This window comes from Microbacterium sp. MYb54 (genome assembly GCF_002979515.1).
Taxonomy (GTDB): Bacteria; Actinomycetota; Actinomycetes; order Actinomycetales; family Microbacteriaceae; genus Microbacterium.
Map to the genome: position 1 here is coordinate 112,913 of NZ_PCPA01000004.1, position 18,657 is coordinate 131,569.

Annotated in this window: 19 protein-coding genes and 2 tRNA genes; 16 read left to right on the top strand and 5 right to left on the bottom strand. The window is 66.9% G+C overall.

The window, feature by feature from the left end; all coding sequences use genetic code 11:
- Positions 1-80 precede the first annotated feature (80 nt).
- Both secG and CQ040_RS06110 read left to right on the top strand, forming a co-directional pair.
- Complete coding sequence (gene secG / locus CQ040_RS06105; RefSeq protein ID WP_017202783.1) at positions 81-329, top strand: preprotein translocase subunit SecG; 249 nt, start codon at positions 81-83, stop codon at positions 327-329.
- Positions 329-682 (top strand): RNA polymerase-binding protein RbpA, encoded by a 354-nt coding sequence (locus CQ040_RS06110; RefSeq protein ID WP_028501571.1) that lies wholly within the window; start codon positions 329-331, stop codon positions 680-682. Before secG ends, CQ040_RS06110 begins: the two co-directional genes overlap by 1 nt.
- A 67-nt stretch (positions 683-749) precedes the next feature.
- On the opposite strand, the gene CQ040_RS06115 is transcribed toward CQ040_RS06110, so the two are convergent.
- The gene (locus CQ040_RS06115; RefSeq protein ID WP_146113845.1) at positions 750-1,985 is read right to left on the bottom strand and encodes a hypothetical protein; all 1,236 of its coding nucleotides are present in this window, start codon (positions 1,983-1,985) and stop codon (positions 750-752) included.
- Positions 1,986-2,108: 123 nt separating this feature from the next.
- Positions 2,109-2,179: transfer RNA gene (locus CQ040_RS06120), tRNA-Gly, on the bottom strand.
- Positions 2,180-2,287: 108 nt separating this feature from the next.
- Here CQ040_RS06120 and CQ040_RS06125 point away from each other — a divergent pair.
- From CQ040_RS06125 to CQ040_RS06180, 12 genes are all read left to right on the top strand, one after another.
- Positions 2,288-2,361 (top strand) — tRNA-Pro (locus CQ040_RS06125).
- A gap of 62 nt (positions 2,362-2,423) precedes the next feature.
- Positions 2,424-3,899 carry a trigger factor gene (tig, locus tag CQ040_RS06130; RefSeq protein WP_105525766.1) on the top strand — a complete coding sequence of 492 codons (1,476 nt, stop codon included), beginning with the start codon at positions 2,424-2,426 and terminating at the stop codon, positions 3,897-3,899.
- 73 nt (positions 3,900-3,972) lie between these two features.
- Complete coding sequence (locus CQ040_RS06135) at positions 3,973-4,467, top strand: tetratricopeptide repeat protein (protein ID WP_105525767.1); 495 nt, start codon at positions 3,973-3,975, stop codon at positions 4,465-4,467.
- An 81-nt stretch (positions 4,468-4,548) separates the two neighbouring features.
- On the top strand, positions 4,549-5,145 hold the full coding sequence (locus tag CQ040_RS06140; RefSeq protein WP_028501574.1) for an ATP-dependent Clp protease proteolytic subunit: 597 nt from the start codon (positions 4,549-4,551) through the stop codon (positions 5,143-5,145).
- 20 nt (positions 5,146-5,165) lie between these two features.
- Positions 5,166-5,807: an ATP-dependent Clp protease proteolytic subunit gene (locus CQ040_RS06145; protein WP_028501575.1), complete on the top strand. Its 642-nt coding sequence runs from the start codon at positions 5,166-5,168 to the stop codon at positions 5,805-5,807.
- A 154-nt stretch (positions 5,808-5,961) separates the two neighbouring features.
- Positions 5,962-6,897 carry a sugar-binding transcriptional regulator gene (locus CQ040_RS06150; protein ID WP_028501576.1) on the top strand — a complete coding sequence of 312 codons (936 nt, stop codon included), beginning with the start codon at positions 5,962-5,964 and terminating at the stop codon, positions 6,895-6,897.
- Positions 6,894-7,895: a deoxyribose-phosphate aldolase gene (gene deoC, locus CQ040_RS06155; protein WP_105525768.1), complete on the top strand. Its 1,002-nt coding sequence runs from the start codon at positions 6,894-6,896 to the stop codon at positions 7,893-7,895. Before CQ040_RS06150 ends, deoC begins: the two co-directional genes overlap by 4 nt.
- A gap of 13 nt (positions 7,896-7,908) precedes the next feature.
- The gene (locus CQ040_RS06160) at positions 7,909-9,351 is read left to right on the top strand and encodes an aldehyde dehydrogenase family protein (RefSeq protein WP_028501578.1); all 1,443 of its coding nucleotides are present in this window, start codon (positions 7,909-7,911) and stop codon (positions 9,349-9,351) included.
- Positions 9,348-10,199 carry an aldehyde dehydrogenase family protein gene (locus CQ040_RS06165; protein WP_105525769.1) on the top strand — a complete coding sequence of 284 codons (852 nt, stop codon included), beginning with the start codon at positions 9,348-9,350 and terminating at the stop codon, positions 10,197-10,199. Before CQ040_RS06160 ends, CQ040_RS06165 begins: the two co-directional genes overlap by 4 nt.
- 102 nt (positions 10,200-10,301) lie before the next feature.
- Positions 10,302-10,829 (top strand): hypothetical protein, encoded by a 528-nt coding sequence (locus CQ040_RS06170; protein WP_105525770.1) that lies wholly within the window; start codon positions 10,302-10,304, stop codon positions 10,827-10,829.
- A gap of 130 nt (positions 10,830-10,959) precedes the next feature.
- Positions 10,960-12,228, top strand: a complete 1,269-nt coding sequence (gene clpX, locus CQ040_RS06175; RefSeq protein WP_028501581.1) for an ATP-dependent Clp protease ATP-binding subunit ClpX — start codon at positions 10,960-10,962, stop codon at positions 12,226-12,228.
- Positions 12,225-12,761: an NUDIX hydrolase gene (locus CQ040_RS06180; RefSeq protein WP_105525771.1), complete on the top strand. Its 537-nt coding sequence runs from the start codon at positions 12,225-12,227 to the stop codon at positions 12,759-12,761. The genes clpX and CQ040_RS06180 overlap by 4 nt, the downstream gene beginning before the upstream one ends.
- 33 nt (positions 12,762-12,794) lie before the next feature.
- On the opposite strand, the gene CQ040_RS06185 is transcribed toward CQ040_RS06180, so the two are convergent.
- Genes CQ040_RS06185 through CQ040_RS06195 form a run of 3 tightly spaced genes read right to left on the bottom strand, consistent with a single transcriptional unit; the run spans position 12,795 to position 16,313 of the window.
- A complete protein-coding gene (locus CQ040_RS06185) occupies positions 12,795-13,292 on the bottom strand; it encodes a GyrI-like domain-containing protein (RefSeq protein ID WP_105525772.1) in 498 nt (165 codons plus the stop codon).
- 19 nt (positions 13,293-13,311) lie between these two features.
- Entirely contained in the window at positions 13,312-15,363 is a 2,052-nt protein-coding gene (locus tag CQ040_RS06190) for a M3 family metallopeptidase (RefSeq protein ID WP_105525773.1), read from the bottom strand.
- A 32-nt stretch (positions 15,364-15,395) separates the two neighbouring features.
- A complete protein-coding gene (locus CQ040_RS06195; protein WP_105525774.1) occupies positions 15,396-16,313 on the bottom strand; it encodes a LysR family transcriptional regulator in 918 nt (305 codons plus the stop codon).
- Between the two features lie 82 nt (positions 16,314-16,395).
- Here CQ040_RS06195 and tdh point away from each other — a divergent pair, with 82 nt between their 5' ends.
- A complete protein-coding gene (tdh, locus tag CQ040_RS06200) occupies positions 16,396-17,439 on the top strand; it encodes an L-threonine 3-dehydrogenase (RefSeq protein WP_105525775.1) in 1,044 nt (347 codons plus the stop codon).
- Positions 17,439-18,617, top strand: a complete 1,179-nt coding sequence (locus CQ040_RS06205) for a glycine C-acetyltransferase (RefSeq protein ID WP_105525776.1) — start codon at positions 17,439-17,441, stop codon at positions 18,615-18,617. The genes tdh and CQ040_RS06205 overlap by 1 nt, the downstream gene beginning before the upstream one ends.
- The last annotated feature ends 40 nt before the right edge of the window (positions 18,618-18,657 follow it).

Here is an 18,657-nt window from a genome sequence, read left to right on the forward strand (position 1 = left end):
TGCAGCGGGGCTACGGCCCCGCTGCACCGTATACTTGACCGTTACGGGGGCGTTCCGGCCCCAGCGAAAGGCTCTTTCTCGTGGCAATTCTCGAGTTCGTCCTGCAGGTCGTGCTGGGCATCACCAGCGTTCTGCTGACCCTCCTCATCCTCTTGCACAAAGGTCGCGGCGGTGGCCTCTCCGACATGTTCGGTGGAGGCATGACCTCTGCGGTCGGCTCTTCCGGGCTCGCGGAGCGGAACCTGAACCGCTTCACCGTCGTCCTGGCTCTGACATGGTTCGTCTCCATCGTCGCGCTGGGCCTCATCACGAAATTCGAGGTCATCTGATGGCAACCGGTGGAAACGCGATCCGTGGAACCCGTGTGGGTTCCGGCCCGATGGGGGAGCAGGACCACGGCTATCACGCCGATCGCATCAAGGTCTCGTACTGGGATGGACTCGGCAACGAGACCGTCCGGTACTTCGCCGCCGGTCTCCCCGAAGAGGAGATCCCGGAGACGATCGATCACCCGCAGTCCGGCCTGCCGGCCGGTCGTGACAAGGAGAACCCTCCTGCGCTCGCGAAGGCGGAGCCGTACAAGACTCACCTCGCCTACGTGAAGGAGCGTCGCACCGACGAAGAAGCCGTTCAGCTTCTCGACGACGCGCTCACGCAGCTGCGCGAGCGTCGGGGCCAGTAACCTCGACCTGACATCGAAGAAGCCGCCGCGAGTGATCGCGGCGGCTTCTTCCGTCTCCGGCGTGGACTCAGCGGCAGCCTGTCGCCGCATCGATGTAGCTCTGTGGCGGGTATCCGTACGCCCAGACGCCGTTGGCATCGTCGGTGAAGCCCATGCTGATCGCCCACGCGGTTGCCCACTTCTCGATGCTGTCCTGCGTGGAGGAGTCGTACATGCCCTGGCACTTCACGCTGATCGCGTGCCCCACCTCATGCGCGACGAGCGCCCTGCTCCGATCGTCGGGCCATTGCTCTGCGACCGAGTTCGAGAGTTCGATGGTCGAGCGGCCGGGGTCGTCCCACCACCATGTCGTGTAGCCGCCCATGCTGCCGTTGTAGCCGGCGCCGCTGACGACCGGTGCCCAGTCGAAGTCCAACAGCACTCCGGGGGCCAATGAGCGGGCGAAGGCTTCGACCTCGAGCCGCGCGTTCAGGAGCGGTCCCGCCTTCTCCGCCAGTTCCTCGTTCTCGGTCGCGACGACCTGTGCCGCTGCCTCCTGCAGTGCCAGGTAGTTCGTCGCCGCGGATTCGTCGAGCGCCGTGGTGGCGGTCGCATCCGCTGCCGCATCCCGGAGGGCTACCACGGCGTCGTTGCGGGCGGAGAGATGTGCGGTCTCGAACGCGGGAGCTGCAGAGGCTGCCGCGGTCATCACAGCCAGGCCGCTGCCGGTGATCTCCTTCTGCGCCGCAGAGACATCGGCGGACGCCGTCGTCAATTCGTCGGAAAGAGTGTCCACATCGTCGCGGTGCTGCTCCAGCTCGGCTGCGGCGCCGAAAAGCTCCCAGAACCACGAGGGTTTCGCGCCGACGGAGGGGATGTCGGTGCCGAGGATGTCGTCCGCGTCGGAGGCTGCCGAAGTGCCTGCCGCGACCGCCGCCGAGAACGCCGCTTCGACCTCAGCCGTTACGGCGATCGGCTGGTTCCCGCCGGCGAGGATGAGTTCGCCCGCGTCCGTGGCGCCGCGCAGATCGGCGGTGGCAGTGCGGACCTCAGCCTTCGCTGTGGTGGCGGCCTGTGCAGCGTCCGCGTACTCCGACGCGGTGCTGTCGTAGCCGAGGTTGGCTGTCAACTGCGTGATGGCCAGCGCGGCGACCACGGTGGCGCCGCCGAGCAGGCCGACGACGAGGCCTCGGCGGTTCTTCCGAGGCTTCGACGAGGAGCCGGGGGAGAGGGCGCCTGCCGAGAACTGCACGGGCAGGAGGTGTCCGCCAACCGTGGGCGGCGAGGGACGCTCGGCGGCGCCAGGCCGCGTCTGGTCGGTCACGTCGTGGCCATTCGATGGTGCCTTCTGGTCGGAGACGGTGTGCAGCGATGCTGTCAGCGTATTCGACGGGACGGGCACAGATGCGAGAAGGCCTCCACCGATGGTGGAGGCCTTCTCGAGCGGAGGGGCTGACGGGAATCGAACCCGCATCATTAGTTTGGAAGACTAAGGCTTTACCACTAAGCTACAGCCCCGGAATCGAGCTTCTGGAAAGCTCGATGCCGACTCATCGACTATACCGGACTCTGACGCATGCTCAGGTCCGTTAGACTCGGTGGGGCTGAATCCGCGTGCGGATTCCCCGGGGCGTAGCTCAGCTTGGTAGAGCGCCCGCTTTGGGAGCGGGAGGTCGCAGGTTCAACTCCTGTCGCCCCGACACAGACCCACAGACCTTACAGCCGCGATTCGAAGCGGAAATCACAAGGAGAACACACCAGCATGGCGAACAGCACCGTCGAGAAGCTGACCCCGACCCGGGTCAAGCTCAGCATCACGGTCACCCCGGACGACCTCAAGCCCAGCATCGCTCACGCCTATGAGCACATCGCTCAGGACGTCTCGATCCCCGGCTTCCGCAAGGGCAAGGTCCCGGCTCCGATCATTGATCAGCGCATCGGGCGCGGCGCGGTCATCGAGCACGCCGTCAACGAGGGCCTCGACAAGTTCTTCCGCGACGCGACCGTGGAGCACAAGCTGCGCGTCGTCGGCCGCCCGGCCGCAGACATCACGCAGTGGCCGAACGAGAAGGACTTCTCCGGCGACCTGCTCGTCGACATCGAGGTGGACGTCCGGCCCGAGATCGAGCTGCCCTCCTATGACGGCATCACGGTGACGGTCGACGCGGTCGAGGCCGACGAAGCCGCCCTCGATGCAGAGCTCGACAACATGCGTGCTCGTTTCGGCACCCTCATTCCGGTCGACCGTCCCGCCGCCAAGGGCGACTTCGTCGAGCTCGACCTCGTCGCCACGATCGACGGCGCCGAGATCGACCGTGCCGAGGGCGTCTCGTACGAGATCGGCTCCGGCGAGCTGCTCGAGGGCATCGACGACGCGATCGAGTCGCTCACCGCCGGTGAGGACACCACGTTCCGCTCCGCTCTCGTGGGCGGCGACCACGCCGGCTCCGAGGCTGAGGTCTCTGTGACCATCAAGGCGGTCAAGGAGCGCGAGCTCCCCGAGGCCGACGATGACTTCGCTCAGATCGCGAGCGAGTTCGACACGATCGCCGAGCTCCGCGAGAGCCTGGCCGAGCGCGTCGCGCAGCAGGGCGTCTTCACGCAGGGCTCCGCCGCACGCGACAAGCTGGTCGAGACGCTCCTCGAGCAGATCGAGATCCCCGTCCCGCCGCAGCTCATCGAAGACGAGGTGCACAGCCACCTCGAGGGTGAAGGCCGCCTCGAAGACGACGAGCACCGTGCCGAGGTCACCGAGGCGAGCGAGAAGCAGTTCCGCACGCAGGTGCTGCTCGACACGATCGCCGAGCAGGCCGACGTGCAGGTGTCGCAGGAGGAGCTCAGCCAGTACCTCATCCAGTCGGCTTCGCAGTACGGCATGGCTCCGCAGGAGTTCGTCGAGGCTCTGCAGTCCTCGAACCAGCTCCCCGCGCTCGTCGGTGAGGTCGCCCGCAACAAGGCCCTCGCAGTCGCGCTCGGCAAGGTGAAGGTCGTGGACAGCAACGGCAAGGCCGTCGATCTGTCCGACTTCATCGTCACTGACGACGAGGCCGAGACCACCGAGGCCGCGGCCGAGGAGAAGCCGGCCAAGAAGGCCCCGGCCAAGAAGCCTGCTGCCAAGAAGGCTCCGGCCAAGAAGGCCGATGCGGCTGATGACGCCGAGCCGGCCGAGAAGCCCGCTGCGAAGAAGCCTGCCGCCAAGAAGGCTCCGGCCAAGAAGGCGGCTGACAAGGCCGAGTGATCGGACACGATCCAATGAAGAGGGTGGATGCTGCGGCATCCGCCCTCTTTTCTATCGAGGGGAGAGCGCACTGATGAAGAGCTGGGATGAGCGCATCGAAGCCGTGTGGGCGGACGCGAGCGGAGAAGAGGTCGGCGACGACACGATCGCCCGCATCGACACCCTCGCCGCCGAGCGTGGAACGGACGACGCGCGCGCCGAGTTCGAGCGCGCGGGCGCCCGGGATTCGGCTGGCCGGCCGGCCGAAGCCGTGGAGCTGTACCGGCATGCACTGGTCCTGGGGCTCGACGACGAGCATCGACCGCAGTGCGTGATCCAGCTGGCGAGCTCGTTGCGCAACCTCGGGCGGTACGACGAAGCCCTCGCCGTCGTCGTCGCCGAGGAGGAATTGTCAGCATCGGGGCCGTACCGCGACGCGGTCGCCGCCGTCCACGCTCTCATCCTCGCCAGTGCCGGGCAGCCGGCGCAGGGCCTTTCGGTTGCTCTGCTGGCCCTGGTTCCCCATCTCCCGCGCTACCACCGGTCGATGACGGCGTACGCCCTCGAGATCGCGGACGCCGACACCTGATATGCCGACGGCGAACACGGCCTGAGCGCCGCGTTGACGCCGGTAGATTCGAATCACTGAAACACAGAATCAGGAGCTGACATGGCTGCAGAACCCCTCGTCGCAACGAGCGTCTTCGACAGACTGCTGAAAGATCGCATCATCTGGCTGGGCTCAGAGGTGCGCGACCAGAATGCCAACGAGATCTGCGCGAAGATCCTTCTTCTCGCCGCAGAAGACTCTGAGAAGGACATCTACCTCTACATCAACTCGCCCGGCGGTTCCATCACCGCAGGCATGGCGATCTACGACACGATGCAGTTCGTCCCGAACGACATCGTCACGGTCGGGATCGGCATGGCCGCATCGATGGGCCAGCTGCTGCTGACCAGTGGCACCAAGGGCAAGCGTTACATCACGCCGAACGCCCGCGTGCTCCTGCACCAGCCGCACGGTGGTTTCGGCGGCACGTCGAGCGACATCCAGACCCAGGCGCAACTCATCCTCTCGATGAAGAAGCGTCTGGCGGAGATCACGGCAGGACAGACCGGCAAGTCTGTCGAGCAGATCAACGAAGACGGCGACCGCGACCGCTGGTTCACGGCGGACGAGGCTCTCGCCTACGGCTTCGTCGATCACATCCGTGAGCACGCCAGTGACGTCGCCGGTGGCGGCGGTACCGCGGACGCCGCAGAGTAACCCGGATTCGAAAGGACAACATGTACACCCCTACTTTCCAATCCGCAGGCGACATGCCTTCCAGCCGCTACGTTCTCCCGCAGTTCGAGGAGCGCACGGCATACGGCTTCAAGCGTCAGGACCCGTACAACAAGCTGTTCGAAGACCGCGTCATCTTCCTGGGTGTCCAGGTCGACGATGCGTCGGCGGACGACGTGATGGCGCAGCTTCTCGTTCTGGAGAGCCAGGACGCCGAGCGCGACATCACGATGTACATCAACTCGCCCGGTGGTTCGTTCACCGCGATGACGGCGATCTACGACACGATGCAGTACGTCGCGCCGCAGATCCAGACGGTCGTGCTCGGACAGGCGGCCTCCGCGGCGTCCGTGCTGCTCGCTGCAGGTGCACCGGGAAAGCGTCTGGCTCTGCCGAACGCCCGCGTTCTGATCCACCAGCCCGCCATGGGCGAAGCCGGTCAGGGACAGGCATCCGACATCGAGATCCAGGCGGCGGAGATCCTCCGTATGCGTACCTGGCTCGAAGAGACGATGGCGAAGCACACGGGCAAGCCCGTCGAGCAGATCAACCGCGACATCGACCGCGACAACATCCTCTCCGCCGCGCAGGCGCTGGAGTACGGCATCGTCGATCAGGTTCTCACCTCGCGCAAGCGCGTCTGAGCCCGTTCGATCAGAAAGGGCGCCCGTCATCATGACGGGCGCCCTTTCGGCGTTTCCGGCGAATGCGCAGACGCCTCCGGCCGAAGTGCGCATATGAGCAAGTTGGTGCGCGAACGGGGGATTGGGCCTACGCTGGGGGAGGAAGGAGGATGCCGTGGAAGAAGATCTGCTCATGGTTCGCGTCGCCGAGCTGTACTACGACGAGGACAAGACCCAGGACGAGATCGGCGGACTCCTCAAGATCTCGCGCTGGAAGGTCGGGCGTCTGCTGACGCAGGCCAAGGAGCGCGGCATCGTGCGCATCGAGATCGTGCACCCGCGTGCGCGTCGCCTCGGCCTCGAAAGGCTCCTCGTCGAGCGGTTCGCACTGACGGATGCCGTGGTCGTCCCCGCGCCGGACGGAGATGACGGCACGCTCGAACGTGTCGCGCAGGCCGCAGCAGATTTCCTGACTGCGCTTCGGCCGGTCCCTCGCACACTCGGCGTGAGCTGGGGGCGTACGCTCCGCGCAGTCGCGGAAGCGCTCCCGGACGGATGGGCGAACGGCGTGACCGTCGTGCAGCTCAACGGGGGAGTGAGCCTGAACCGGCGCTCCGGTGGCGCTGCCGGACTCGCCGTCACGATCGCTCAGCGCGCCTCGGGCCAGGTCTCACTCCTGCCGAGTCCCGCCATCCTCGAGCGAGTGGAGACGAAGCAGGCGATCGAGTCCGACCGCACCGTCGCGGCTGTTCTCGAAGAAGCAGCCGAAGCGCAAGCGTTCCTGTTCACCGCCGGACCTTGCGATGCTTCGTCCGCCCACGTCGAGAACGGATACCTCAGTGCGGAGGACGTCGACGAGCTCGCACGTCGCGGCGCGGTCGGTGACGTTCTCGGGCGCTACGTCGACGCCGAGGGGAACATCGTCGACTCGCAGCTCGACGCGCGGACGGTCGGCGTCTCGCTCGACCGACTGCGCGGAGCCGCCCGTGCGATCTTCGTCACGGCCGGCCCCGCCAAGCACGACATCGCACGCACAGTCGTGACCAGTGGCCTTTGCGGCGTTCTGGTGACCGATGAGACCACAGCACGAGCATTGTTGGAGGAACAGTGACGACCAAAGAACTCAGCCGCAGGACGGCGGTGGACGTTCTCGGCGGAGAGCCCGACGACGCCACGCTCCGGCGCTTCCTGCACGGGCTTCCCGGCGTGGACGCCGTCGGCCTCGAGCAGCGCGCTGCCGGGCTCGGCACCCGCTCGATCAAGACGACGTCGAAGGCCTGGGCGCTCGACACGATCATCAAGCTGATCGACCTGACCACGCTCGAGGGCGCGGACACGCCAGGCAAGGTGCGCTCGCTCGTCGCGAAGGCCAAGAACCCGGACGCCGCCGACGCCTCGACCCCTCGGGTCGCAGCGGTCTGCGTCTACGGCGACATGGTCGGCGACGCGGTCACCGCTCTCGGCAGCCTTCATGGCGACCCCGACGACGGCCTGATCTCGGTCGCCGCCGTGGCCACGGCGTTCCCGAGCGGCCGCGCGTCGCTCGCGATCAAGCTCGCCGACACCGCCGAGGCGGTCGCCGCCGGTGCGGACGAGATCGACATGGTCATCGACCGAGGAGCATTCCTCTCCGGACGATACGGCCTCGTCTTCGACCAGATCTCACAGGTGAAGGACGCTTGTCGTCGCGAAGACGGCTCGTACGCCTCTCTCAAGGTGATCCTGGAGACGGGTGAGCTGAACACCTACGACAACATCAAGCGCGCCTCCTGGCTCGGCATCCTGGCCGGCGGCGACTTCATCAAGACCTCGACGGGCAAGGTCCAGCCTGCCGCGACGCTGCCGACGACTCTCCTCATGCTCGAGACGGTCCGCGACTGGCATCGAGGCACGGGCGAGAAGATCGGCGTGAAGCCGGCCGGCGGGATCCGCACCTCGAAGGACGCGGTGAAGTACCTCGTCACGGTCGCCGAGACCGTGGGCGAGGAGTGGCTCCAGCCGCACCTCTTCCGCTTCGGCGCATCCAGCCTCCTCAACGACGTGCTCCTGCAGCGCCAGAAGCTCAGCTCCGGCCACTACTCGGGCCCCGACTACGTCACGATCGACTGACGGGAAGACGAACATGTCATTTCTGGAATACGCTCCCGCACCGGAGTCCACCGCCGTCCTGAACCTCAAGGACAGTTACGGCCTGTTCATCGACGGCGAGTTCGTCGACGGCTCCGGCACACCGTTCAACACCATCTCCCCGGCGACGGAGAAGCACATCGCGGAGATCGCCTCGGCCAGTGACGAGGATGTCGACCGTGCGGTCGCTGCAGCTCGTCGCGCCTACGAGAAGACCTGGTCGAAGATGAGCGGCCGCGACCGCGGGAAGTACCTCTTCCGCATCGCCCGTCTCGTGCAGGAGCGCGCTCGTGAGCTCGCGGTCGCCGAGAGCCTCGACAACGGCAAGCCGATCAAGGAGAGCCGCGATGTCGACGTGCCGCTCGTCGCCTCCTGGTTCTTCTACTACGCGGGTTGGGCTGACAAGCTCGATCACGCCGGGTTGGGTGCGAACCCTCGCGCTCTTGGCGTCGCCGGTCAGATCATCCCGTGGAACTTCCCGCTGCTGATGCTCGCGTGGAAGATCGCGCCCGCTCTCGCCGCCGGAAACACGGTGGTGCTCAAGCCCGCCGAGACCACGCCGCTCACGGCGCTGATCTTCGCGGAGATCCTGCAGCAGGCCGACCTTCCGGCGGGCGTCGTGAACATCGTGACGGGTGCCGGCTCCACCGGGTCGACTCTCGTGCGCCACCCCGATGTCGACAAGATCGCCTTCACCGGCTCGACCGGTGTCGGCCGCGACATCGCACGGGCGGTTGCGGGCACGAACAAGAAGCTGACGCTCGAGCTCGGCGGCAAGGCTGCGAACATCGTGTTCGACGACGCCCCCATCGACCAGGCGGTCGAAGGCATCGTGAACGGGATCTTCTTCAACCAGGGTCACGTGTGCTGTGCCGGAAGCCGTCTGCTCGTGCAGGAGTCGATCCACGACGAGGTCGTCGACCGGCTCAAGACGCGCCTCTCGACACTTCGTCTGGGCGACCCGCTCGACAAGAACACCGACATCGGCGCGATCAACTCCGCGGCACAGCTCGCCCGCATCCGAGAACTCAGTGACATCGGCGAGGCCGAGGGTGCCGAGCGCTGGACCGCCGACTGTGCGATTCCGGAGCAGGGCTTCTGGTTCGCGCCGACGATCTTCACCGGCGTCGAGGCGTCGCATCGCATCGCCCGTGACGAGGTCTTCGGACCCGTGCTCTCGGTGCTCACCTTCCGCACGCCCGCCGAGGCGATCGCGAAGGCGAACAACACGCCCTACGGCCTCTCCGCCGGCATCTGGTCCGACAAGGGATCGCGCATCCTCGCAGTGGCCGATCGCCTGCGTGCCGGTGTCATCTGGGCCAACACCTTCAACCGCTTCGATCCGTCGAGCCCGTTCGGCGGCTACAAGGAGTCCGGGTTCGGTCGCGAGGGCGGCCGCCAGGGCCTCACCGCCTACCTCAAGGGAGCCGCAGCATGAGCAAGCGTCTGACCGTTCCGAAGACGTACAAGCTGGCGATCGGCGGGGCCTTCCCGCGGAGCGAGTCCGGCCGCACGTACGAGGTGCTCACCGCGAAGGGTGCTTTCCTCGCGAACGCCGCGAAGGGCTCCCGCAAGGATGCCCGCGACGCCGTCGTGGCCGCTCGCGCTGCTGTCAAGGGCTGGTCGGGTGCGACCGCCTACAACCGCGGTCAGGTCCTGTACCGCGTCGCGGAGGTGCTCGAGGGTCGCCGTGCGCAGTTCATCGACGAGATCTCCGCGCAGGAGGGCGTGTCGTCCGCGGCCGCAGCCTCCCAGGTCGACGAGGCCATCGACCTCTGGGTCTGGTACGCCGGCTGGTGCGACAAGTACGCCCAGGTGGCGGGCAACGCGAACCCCGTCTCGGGCCCGTACTTCAACATCTCGGTTCCTGAGCCGACCGGCGTCGTGGCGATCGTCGCACCCCAGGACTCGGCGCTGCTCGGCCTGGTGTCGGTCGTCGCCCCAGCCCTGGTCGCCGGGAACGCGGTCGTGGTCGTCGCGAGCGAGCAGCATCCGCTGTCTGCGATCAGCCTCGCCGAGGTGCTGGCAACGAGCGACGTCCCCGGCGGGGTCGTGAACGTGCTCACGGGCTCTCCCGCGGAGATCGCACCGTGGCTCGCCTCCCATCAGGACGTGAACGCTCTCGACCTCGCCGGTGCCGGGGGCCTCGACTGGGTCGACATGCAGATCGCTGCGGCTGAGACGCTCAAGCGCGTCCTGACGCCGGGTGAGGTCGTCGCCTCTCCGGAGCGGATCGGCGCCTTCACCGAGATCAAGACCGTCTGGCACACCAAGAGCATGGTCTGACGAACGTCGGAACGATGAAGGGCCCTGCCGCGCACCATCGCGCCGCAGGGCCCTTTCTCGCGAAGGGGCGTTGCGGGAGCGACACTGTGGTTTCATGGCGGCATGACGATCACGCCACGTCGGAATCCTTCCGCGCTCTTGTCGCTCCTGCTCGCCGGGGCACTCTTGCTCGGGGGATGCGCCGTGGTGTCGACCGAGACGGGTGGTGCCGAGACTCCGTCCACGCCTGCGCCCACGCCCACGGCGGCGTGTCCCCAGATCGACGGTGTGGTGCTTCCCCCGGAATGCGCGCCGTACGATCCAGATCACGCCATGGCGCAGAACGACCGACATCGGGATCGCATGGACCTCTCGGACGAGGCGGCGGCAGCCGCGGTGCAGCCGGTGTCCGACCTTCGTGTGCGTCTGGAAGCACTGCGGGCGGAAGGCGAGATCTCGGTCCAGGCCGTCGAGGGGGCGTTTCAGGAGCTCGGCCTCCCGGACGCCGTGGTCCGCGGTGACGAGGGTGCCGTGGAGTTCGGAGCCGCCGCGCCGGAGGGCGGATGCGTGTTCGGCGAGGTGCGTCACGACGCGGTCCTCGTCGAGGCGGGCGGATACATCATGGACGGAGGCTGCCTGCCCGCGCAGTGAGTCCGGATCCGACTCGCCCCAGACGCGAGCTCGCCGGTATCCGTAACGCGGTCCGCGCCAATGCGGCCCGGTGTCGTATGCAGCGGTTAGGCTCGGAGGACGATCTCTGATCCCCCATAGGAGGACGCGCATGGCCCGCATCGGTGAAAGCGCTGACCTGTTCAAATGCTCTTTCTGCGGAAAGAGTCAGAAGCAGGTCCAGCAGCTCATCGCTGGCCCTGGCGTGTACATCTGCGACGAATGCGTCGAGCTGTGCAACGAGATCATCGAGGAGCGGATGGCGGAGTCTTCCGCTGACGGTGTTGCGGAGTTCGAACTCCCCAAGCCGCGCGAGATCTTCTCGTTCCTCGAGGAGTACGTCGTCGGCCAGGAGCCCGCCAAGAAGGCGCTTGCTGTCGCCGTCTACAACCATTACAAGCGCGTCCGCGCGCTCGGCACTCTGCAGACGGCCGAGCAGAAGGCCGAAGAGGTCGAGATCGCGAAGAGCAACATCCTGCTCATCGGTCCGACCGGCTGCGGCAAGACGTATCTCGCGCAGACGCTCGCGAAGCGCCTCAACGTGCCCTTCGCCGTCGCCGACGCCACGGCGCTGACCGAGGCCGGCTACGTCGGAGAAGATGTCGAGAACATCCTCCTCAAGCTCATCCAGGCCGCCGACTACGACGTCAAGCGTGCCGAGCAGGGCATCATCTACATCGATGAGGTCGACAAGATCGCCCGCAAGGCCGAGAACCCCTCGATCACCCGTGATGTCTCGGGCGAGGGCGTGCAGCAGGCGCTTCTGAAGATCATCGAGGGTACGGTCGCATCGGTGCCGCCGCAGGGTGGTCGCAAGCACCCCCACCAGGAGTTCCTGCAGATCGACACCTCGAACGTGCTGTTCATCGTCGCCGGTGCCTTCGCGGGCCTGGAAGACATCGTGTCGGCTCGTGTCGGCAAGCACGGCATCGGCTTCGGTGCCCCGCTGCATGACAAGGGCAAAGACCTCGACCTGTTCAGCGAGGTACTGCCGGAGGACCTGCACAAGTTCGGTCTGATCCCCGAGTTCATCGGTCGTCTGCCCGTCGTGACCTCCGTCTCGCCGCTCGACCAGGCCGCCCTCATCGAGATCCTCACCGGCCCGCGCAACGCTCTGGTGAAGCAGTACCAGCGCATGTTCGAGATCGACGGTGTGCAGCTCGAGTTCGAAGAAGAGGCATTGCGTTCCATCGCCGACCTCGCCGTCGAGCGCAAGACCGGTGCCCGAGGGCTCCGCGCGATCCTGGAAGACGTCCTCGGACCGATCATGTTCGAGATCCCCTCTGCGGAAGACGTCGCCAAGGTCATCGTGACCCGTGCGGCCGTCGATGAAGGCGCACCGCCCACCATCGTGATGGAGCGCAAGCGCAAGAGCGCATGAGCGCAGAGCCGGCTCCCTGGAAGACGGTGGCGCGAAAGACGCTCGTCGCTGATCGGTGGATCCGGCTGCATGCCGACGATTGCGAAGACGTCGAAGGACACTCGATAGCGCCGTACTACGTACTGGAGTATGGCGACTGGATCTCGGTGCTGGCGCTCGACCGGAACGACGATGCGATCGTGGTCGAGGAGTATCGTCACGGTGCGGGTGTCGTGGCCGTCGGCACCATCGGCGGGGGAGTCGAGGCGGGCGAGACGCCCGAGGATGCCGCGGCTCGGGAGCTCTTGGAGGAGACCGGCTTCGTGGCCGACGACCTCATCGACCTCGGAGCGACGTGGGCGAACTTCGGCAGCCACACGAATCGCGTCCACCATTTCCTCGCGCGTGGATGCACACGCGTCTCGGAGCAGGCGCTCGACGAGAACGAGGCGATCACCGTTCACGTCCTGTCGCTCGATGGACTGGGCGACCTCCTCGGCCAGAGCTACCACCAGCTCACCTGGTACAAGGCGATGGAGTGGCTCGGACGCTGACGCCCGCCGATCCGGTGCGCGTCGTCTCCGGCGTCAGGCGGTCGGCATGATGAGGTCGGTGCGCAGCTCCGCCGGCGGCGTGCTCGGATCGGAGACGTAGACCTCGATCCAAACGCCACCCGGTTGCACCCCCTGGGTTCCTGCGCGCTCGACGAGACCGCCCCACGCGCCGCCCAGCTCCTCGTAGGAGCCGAACAGGGTGGTCGCGACCGCGGGGCCCGCGGGCAGCGCCGAAGCGACGATGACACGCCCGTTTGTCGTGGGGATCGGGTTCTCGGGCGGTGACTGCACGGGGAAGCCGAGCTCGAGGTCGAAGACGCCCATCGGATCCCCGTGATAGATCGCCAGCGCCGGGCCGGTCGGGACCAACACGTCGCCGGCGAAAGTCAGGGCGATTGCCGAGTATCCCGCATCAAAGGCGGCTTGGAGGTCAGAGATGCGGATGCCCTTGTGGCGGATGACGGCGAGGGGGACGGCGTCGAGATCGAGGCGGTCCGCAGGGCCGAACGGTGCGTCGGGAAAAGCGTTCATGCGCTCAGAGTCTCACGACTCATGAGCCGAGTCCACGACGCTTCAGCAGAGGTGCGATCTCGGCGTCGCGGCCGCGGAAGTCACGGTACGCCTCCAAGGGATCCTTCGAGCCGCCCACCCCGAGGAGACGCTCGCGGAACAGGTCGCCGTTGCCCCGCGTCAACCCGCCGTTCTCCCGGAACCAGTCGACTGTGTCGGCGTCGAGCACCTCGCTCCAGATGTACGAGTAGTAGCCCGCGCTGTAGCCTCCCGAGAACACATGGGCGAAGTAGGTCGACGAGTACCGGGTCGGGACCGCAGGATCGTCCAGGCCGATGTCGGTGAGTGCGGCGGCCTCGAACCCGGCGACGTCGTCGACCTCGGTGTCGGTGCCGAGTCGGTGCCAGGCTTGGTCGAGCCAGGCTGCCGCCAGGTACTCGCTGGTCGCGTGGCCCTGGTCGAACGTCTCGGTCGCCCGGAGTCGTTCGACGATGGCAGGGTCGAGCGGTTCTCCGGTCTCGTGGTGGCGGGCATAGTTGTCGAGCACCTCGGGCCACAGGATCCACATCTCGTTCACCTGGCTCGGGAACTCGACGAAGTCGCGGAACACGTTCGTCCCGGCGAAGTGCGGATACGTCACCGTCGCGAAGAGTCCATGCAGCGCGTGGCCGAACTCGTGGAACAGGGTCGTGACCTCGTCGAGGGTCAGCAGCGTCGGCTCACCGTCTCCGGGCAGGGGCACATTCAGATTGTTGACGACGACGGGCGCTGTGCCACGCAGCCGGGACTGACTCACGATCGCGTTCATCCAGGCCCCGCCGCGCTTGGAATCGCGGGTGTACAGGTCGAGCACGTACAGGCCGACCGGGGAGCCATCGGCGTTGCTCACCTCGAACACACGAGCGCCGGGGTGGTAGGCGACGAGATCGTCGCGCTCGGCGAAGGTCACGCCGTACAGTCGCGTGGCCGCGAAGAAGACGCCGTCCTGCAGGACACGCTCCGCTTCGAACCACGGCCGCAGGGCGCTCGAGTCGATGTCGTAACGGGCGGTGCGCACCCGTTCGGTGTGGAACGCCCAGTCGTGCGCCTCGATCCCGAACGGTGCCGTCTCAGTCTCGTCGACGATCGACTGCAGGGCCGCGCGTTCGGCGAGTGCGTTGCGTGCCGCGGGTGCGGCGAGGCGTCGCAGCATCTGCTCGACGGCGTCCGGGGTGCCTGCGGTCTCGTCGGCGGTCACATACGCCGCGTGCGACTCGTAGCCGAGGAGCTTCGCGCGTTCGGCACGCAGGCGCACGATCTCGAGGAGCACTGGGCGATTGTCGTTCGCGTTGTCCCGAGAGGCGCGTGCGAGCGACGCCGCCATGATGCGCCGTCGAGACTCGCGCACGCGCAGCTGGGCCAGTGCGGGATGGCCGGTGAAGAGCGGGAGGGTGATCAGGAGGCTGCCGTCGAGCCCTCGGTCGGCTGCTGCGCGCGCGGCAGCGGAGAGCTCGCCCGCGCTCAGTCCGTCGAGCTCGTCAGGGGAATCGAAGACCACCGCGAGGTCGTTCGTGTCGTTCAGCAGGTTGCGCTCGAACGTGTTGGTCAGCGTCGACAGCTTCTGGTTCAGTGCGGTCAACTGCGCCTTGGCCTCGTCGTCCAGACCGGCACCCGCGTGCGTCATCTCGCGGTGGTGTCGCTCGACGAGGTAACGCTGCTCGGGGTCGAGATCGAGGGCGCCACGCTGCTCGAACACCTGCTGCACTCGCCAGTAGAGCTGCCCGTCGAGCGTGATCGCGTCCTGGTGGGCGGCCATGAGCGGTGCGAGCTGTTCGTCGATCGCCTGGATCTCTGGCGTCGCATCCGCGGAGCTCACGGTGTAGAACGCATGCGCCACCCGGTCGAGAAGCTCGCCGGAACGCTCCAGCGCCTCGAAGGTGTTCTCGAACGTCGGCATCGATCGCACCATCGTGATGCGTCCGATCTCCCGGAGATGCTCCTCGAAACCCGCCTGGAACGCGGGGAGATAGTATTCGGGCCGGATCGCGCGATAGTCGGGGAGTCCATAGGGGAGCGTCGACGGCTGCAGCAGCGGATTCGTGGCATCGGTCATGCTCCGAGCCTAACCATCGACACCCACCCTTCTCAGGAACCGTCTTCGCTCAGGCGCGTCATCACGACCCTCAGGGCTTCGACGACCACACGCACCGATCGGCGGCGCAGATTCTCCGGTCTCGCGAGCAGATCGATCATGCGGTGCGTGCTCACGCCTTCGAGCGGGATGCGCACGATGTCGCGGTCGTCGAGGCTGCGAGACGTGAATCGGGGAAGCATCCCGATCACACCGCCGGCGGCGACCACCGCCGATACTGCACCGTAGTCGTTGATGCGGTGGAGGATGTCGATCGGTCTGTTCGCAACGGCCGACACCGCGCGGAGCACGTCGTCGGGGGAGTAGCCGATGCGGCTGGTGACCCAACGTTCCGAGGCGACATCTGCCGGAGTGAGAGTCGAGCGTCCGGCGAGGGCATGGGATGCGGAGACGGCGACGTCGAGAGGCTCGCGTACGAGTGTGAGGCTGCGCACGCCCTGCGTCGGCCAGGGTTCGGAGTGCTCCATGCGGTGCGCGAGGACCAGCTCGTAGCTGGCGGTGAGTGCGGGGAACTCGCTCTGCGCGACGTCTTCGTCGGTGAGCTGCACCGTCGGGGCGTCTTCCGACCTCGACAGCTCACGCAGCAACGGACCGAACAGCGCCTGACCGACACTGTGGAAGCCGCTGATGCTCACGACGCCCGTCGTCGCGCCCTCGAAGTCGTCGAGGGCGTGCCGTGCCGCCGCCATCGCATCGATCGCCTCTGCCCCCGCTGCCGCCAGCACCTCGCCGGCCGGGGTGAGTGCGAGCGTCCTGCCGAGTCGTCGAGTGAGCGGTGTCGGAAAGCCGCGCTGCAGGGCTGCGAGCTGCTGGGAGACCGCCGAAGGGGTCACTCTGAGGGCTTCGGAGACTGCGGTCACGCTGCCGAGCGCACCGAGTTCCCGCAGGATCTGCAGCTGATGGAGTTCCACGGGAAAAGTGTAGACCGATCTACATCGATGATGCAGACGATGCCGATTGCTCTACAGGGTGGGATGCTGTGGGATCGAGGACATGAAGGCATTGTTCAAAGGCGCACCGGGGGCCGGGCTCGAGCTCGTCGAACGCCCCGAGCCGATCGCCGGCACCGACGACGTCGTCATCCGGGTTCTGCGCACCGGGATCTGCGGCACCGATCTGCACATCCTCCGCTGGGACGACTGGGCGGCGTCAGCGATCGCGGCTCCGTTGATCCCGGGCCACGAGTTCTACGGAGAGGTCGTGGAGGTCGGTCCCGGCGTGCACGACATCGCCGTCGGCGACCGCGTGTCGGGTGAAGGGCACATCGTGTGCGGCACGTGTCGCAACTGCCGTGCGGGTCGCCGCCAGATGTGCATCCGCACCATCGGTCTCGGACTGCAGCGTGACGGTGCCTTCGCCGAGTACCTCGCTCTTCCCGCGGCGAACGTGTGGGTCCATCATTCCGAGGTGACTCCCGAACTCGGCGCGATCTTCGACCCGCTCGGCAACGCCGTCCACACCGCGCTCACCTACCCGCTCGTCGGGGAGGACGTGCTCGTCACGGGGTGTGGCCCCATCGGACTGATGGCGATCGCCGTCGCACGGCACGCGGGCGCACGATTCATCACGGCGACCGATGTCAGCACACCGCGTCTGGAGATGGCCCGTCGGATGGGCGCCGACGAGGTCGTCGACGTCTCGGTCCGCGACATCCGCGACGCCCAGCAGGCTCTCGGCATGCGGGAGGGCTTCGACATCGGATTCGAGATGAGCGGTGCGCCTTCGGCCCTGCCCGCCATGATCGACAACATGAACCACGGCGGCCGGATCGCGATGCTGGGTCTGCCGAGTGCGGGGTTCGGCATCGACTGGGGCAAGCTCGTCACCCACATGCTCACGATCAAGGGCATCTACGGTCGCGAGATGTTCGAGACGTGGAACGCGATGGGGGCGATGCTGCAGACCAGTGCGCCCCTGCGGGACGCCATCGGTCGCGTGATCGCGGAGGTCGTTCCCGCGCGTGACTGGGAACGGGGATTCGCCGCGGCGGAGTCCGCCGGAACGGGCAAGATCATCCTCGACTGGACGGAGCTGTGATGTACGGGACTTTTCAGAAGCATGTTGCTGGCGAGCTGGCGGGTATCGAGGAGGCCGGACTCACCAAGCACGAGCGCGGCATCCGCGGACCGCAGAGCGCCGAGATCACCGCAGACGGCGCCGAGGTGCTGAACTTCTGCGCCAACAACTACCTCGGCCTCGCAGACGACCCGCGCATCCTCGACGCTGCGACAACCGCCCTGCAGGAGTGGGGGTACGGCCTCGCGAGCGTGCGCTTCATCTGCGGCACGCAGGAGCAGCATCTGGAGTTGGAGCGCCGGCTCGCCGACTTCCTCGGCACGGACGAGGCGATCCTGTACTCGTCGTGCTTCGACGCGAACGGAGGAGTGTTCGAGACGCTCTTCGCAGCCGACGACGCCATCATCTCGGACGAGCTGAACCACGCCTCGATCATCGACGGCATCCGGCTCTCGAAGGCACAGAGATTCCGCTATCGCAACCGTGACATGGCAGATCTGGAGGCGCAGCTGCAGGCCGCTTCGGGTGCTCGCTTCCGGGTGATCGTGACGGATGGCGTGTTCTCGATGGACGGCTACATCGCCCCGCTCGCCGAGATCTGCGACCTGGCCGAGCGGTACGACGCCCTCGTCTTCGTCGACGACTCGCATGCCGTCGGCTTCGTCGGCGAGAACGGCCGGGGGACGCCTGAGCTCTGTGGGGTCGCCGACCGCGTCGACATCTACACCGGCACGTTCGGCAAGGCGCTGGGCGGAGCATCCGGTGGGTATGTCGCATCGCACTCCGAGATCGTGGCGCTGCTGCGCCAGCGATCGCGTCCGTACCTCTTCTCGAACACGCTCGCCCCGGCGATCGTCGCCGGCACGTTGACCGCACTCGACCTGGTCGAGGGATCGGCGGATCTTCGCGCGCGTCTGCGCAGCAACGCCGCTCTGTTCCGCGAGCGCATGACGGCCGAGGGCTTCGACCTGCTGTCGGGGGAGCACCCCATCGTTCCCGTGATGTTCGGCGATGCCGCGAAGACTGCACGCATCGCGCGGGAGATGCAGGAGCGAGGTGTCTACGTGACCGCGTTCAGCTTCCCCGTCGTGCCGCGGGGGCTGGCGCGGATCCGTGTGCAGCTGTCGGCGGCGCACACCCCGGAGCAGGTGGAGACCTGCGTCGAGGCGTTCGTCGCCGCGCGCGCCGCGACCGACTGATCACAAGTTGCAAAGAAACGCTTGCAAAGATTCCTTTGCA

What these genes read in the sequence shown, in the direction of transcription:
- CQ040_RS06180 (WP_105525771.1), top strand. Translation starts at nt 12,225, where the DNA reads ATGAGCGCAGAGCCGGCTCCCTGGAAGACGGTGGCGCGAAAGACGCTC.
- tdh (WP_105525775.1), top strand. Translation starts at nt 16,396, where the DNA reads ATGAAGGCATTGTTCAAAGGCGCACCGGGGGCCGGGCTCGAGCTCGTC.
- tig (WP_105525766.1), top strand. Translation starts at nt 2,424, where the DNA reads ATGGCGAACAGCACCGTCGAGAAGCTGACCCCGACCCGGGTCAAGCTC.
- CQ040_RS06165 (WP_105525769.1), top strand. Translation starts at nt 9,348, where the DNA reads ATGAGCAAGCGTCTGACCGTTCCGAAGACGTACAAGCTGGCGATCGGC.
- clpX (WP_028501581.1), top strand. Translation starts at nt 10,960, where the DNA reads ATGGCCCGCATCGGTGAAAGCGCTGACCTGTTCAAATGCTCTTTCTGC.
- CQ040_RS06190 (WP_105525773.1), bottom strand. Translation starts at nt 15,363, where the DNA reads ATGACCGATGCCACGAATCCGCTGCTGCAGCCGTCGACGCTCCCCTAT.
- CQ040_RS06140 (WP_028501574.1), top strand. Translation starts at nt 4,549, where the DNA reads ATGGCTGCAGAACCCCTCGTCGCAACGAGCGTCTTCGACAGACTGCTG.
- CQ040_RS06135 (WP_105525767.1), top strand. Translation starts at nt 3,973, where the DNA reads ATGAAGAGCTGGGATGAGCGCATCGAAGCCGTGTGGGCGGACGCGAGC.
- CQ040_RS06205 (WP_105525776.1), top strand. Translation starts at nt 17,439, where the DNA reads ATGTACGGGACTTTTCAGAAGCATGTTGCTGGCGAGCTGGCGGGTATC.
- CQ040_RS06110 (WP_028501571.1), top strand. Translation starts at nt 329, where the DNA reads ATGGCAACCGGTGGAAACGCGATCCGTGGAACCCGTGTGGGTTCCGGC.
- CQ040_RS06185 (WP_105525772.1), bottom strand. Translation starts at nt 13,292, where the DNA reads ATGAACGCTTTTCCCGACGCACCGTTCGGCCCTGCGGACCGCCTCGAT.
- CQ040_RS06145 (WP_028501575.1), top strand. Translation starts at nt 5,166, where the DNA reads ATGTACACCCCTACTTTCCAATCCGCAGGCGACATGCCTTCCAGCCGC.
- CQ040_RS06160 (WP_028501578.1), top strand. Translation starts at nt 7,909, where the DNA reads ATGTCATTTCTGGAATACGCTCCCGCACCGGAGTCCACCGCCGTCCTG.
- CQ040_RS06170 (WP_105525770.1), top strand. Translation starts at nt 10,302, where the DNA reads ATGACGATCACGCCACGTCGGAATCCTTCCGCGCTCTTGTCGCTCCTG.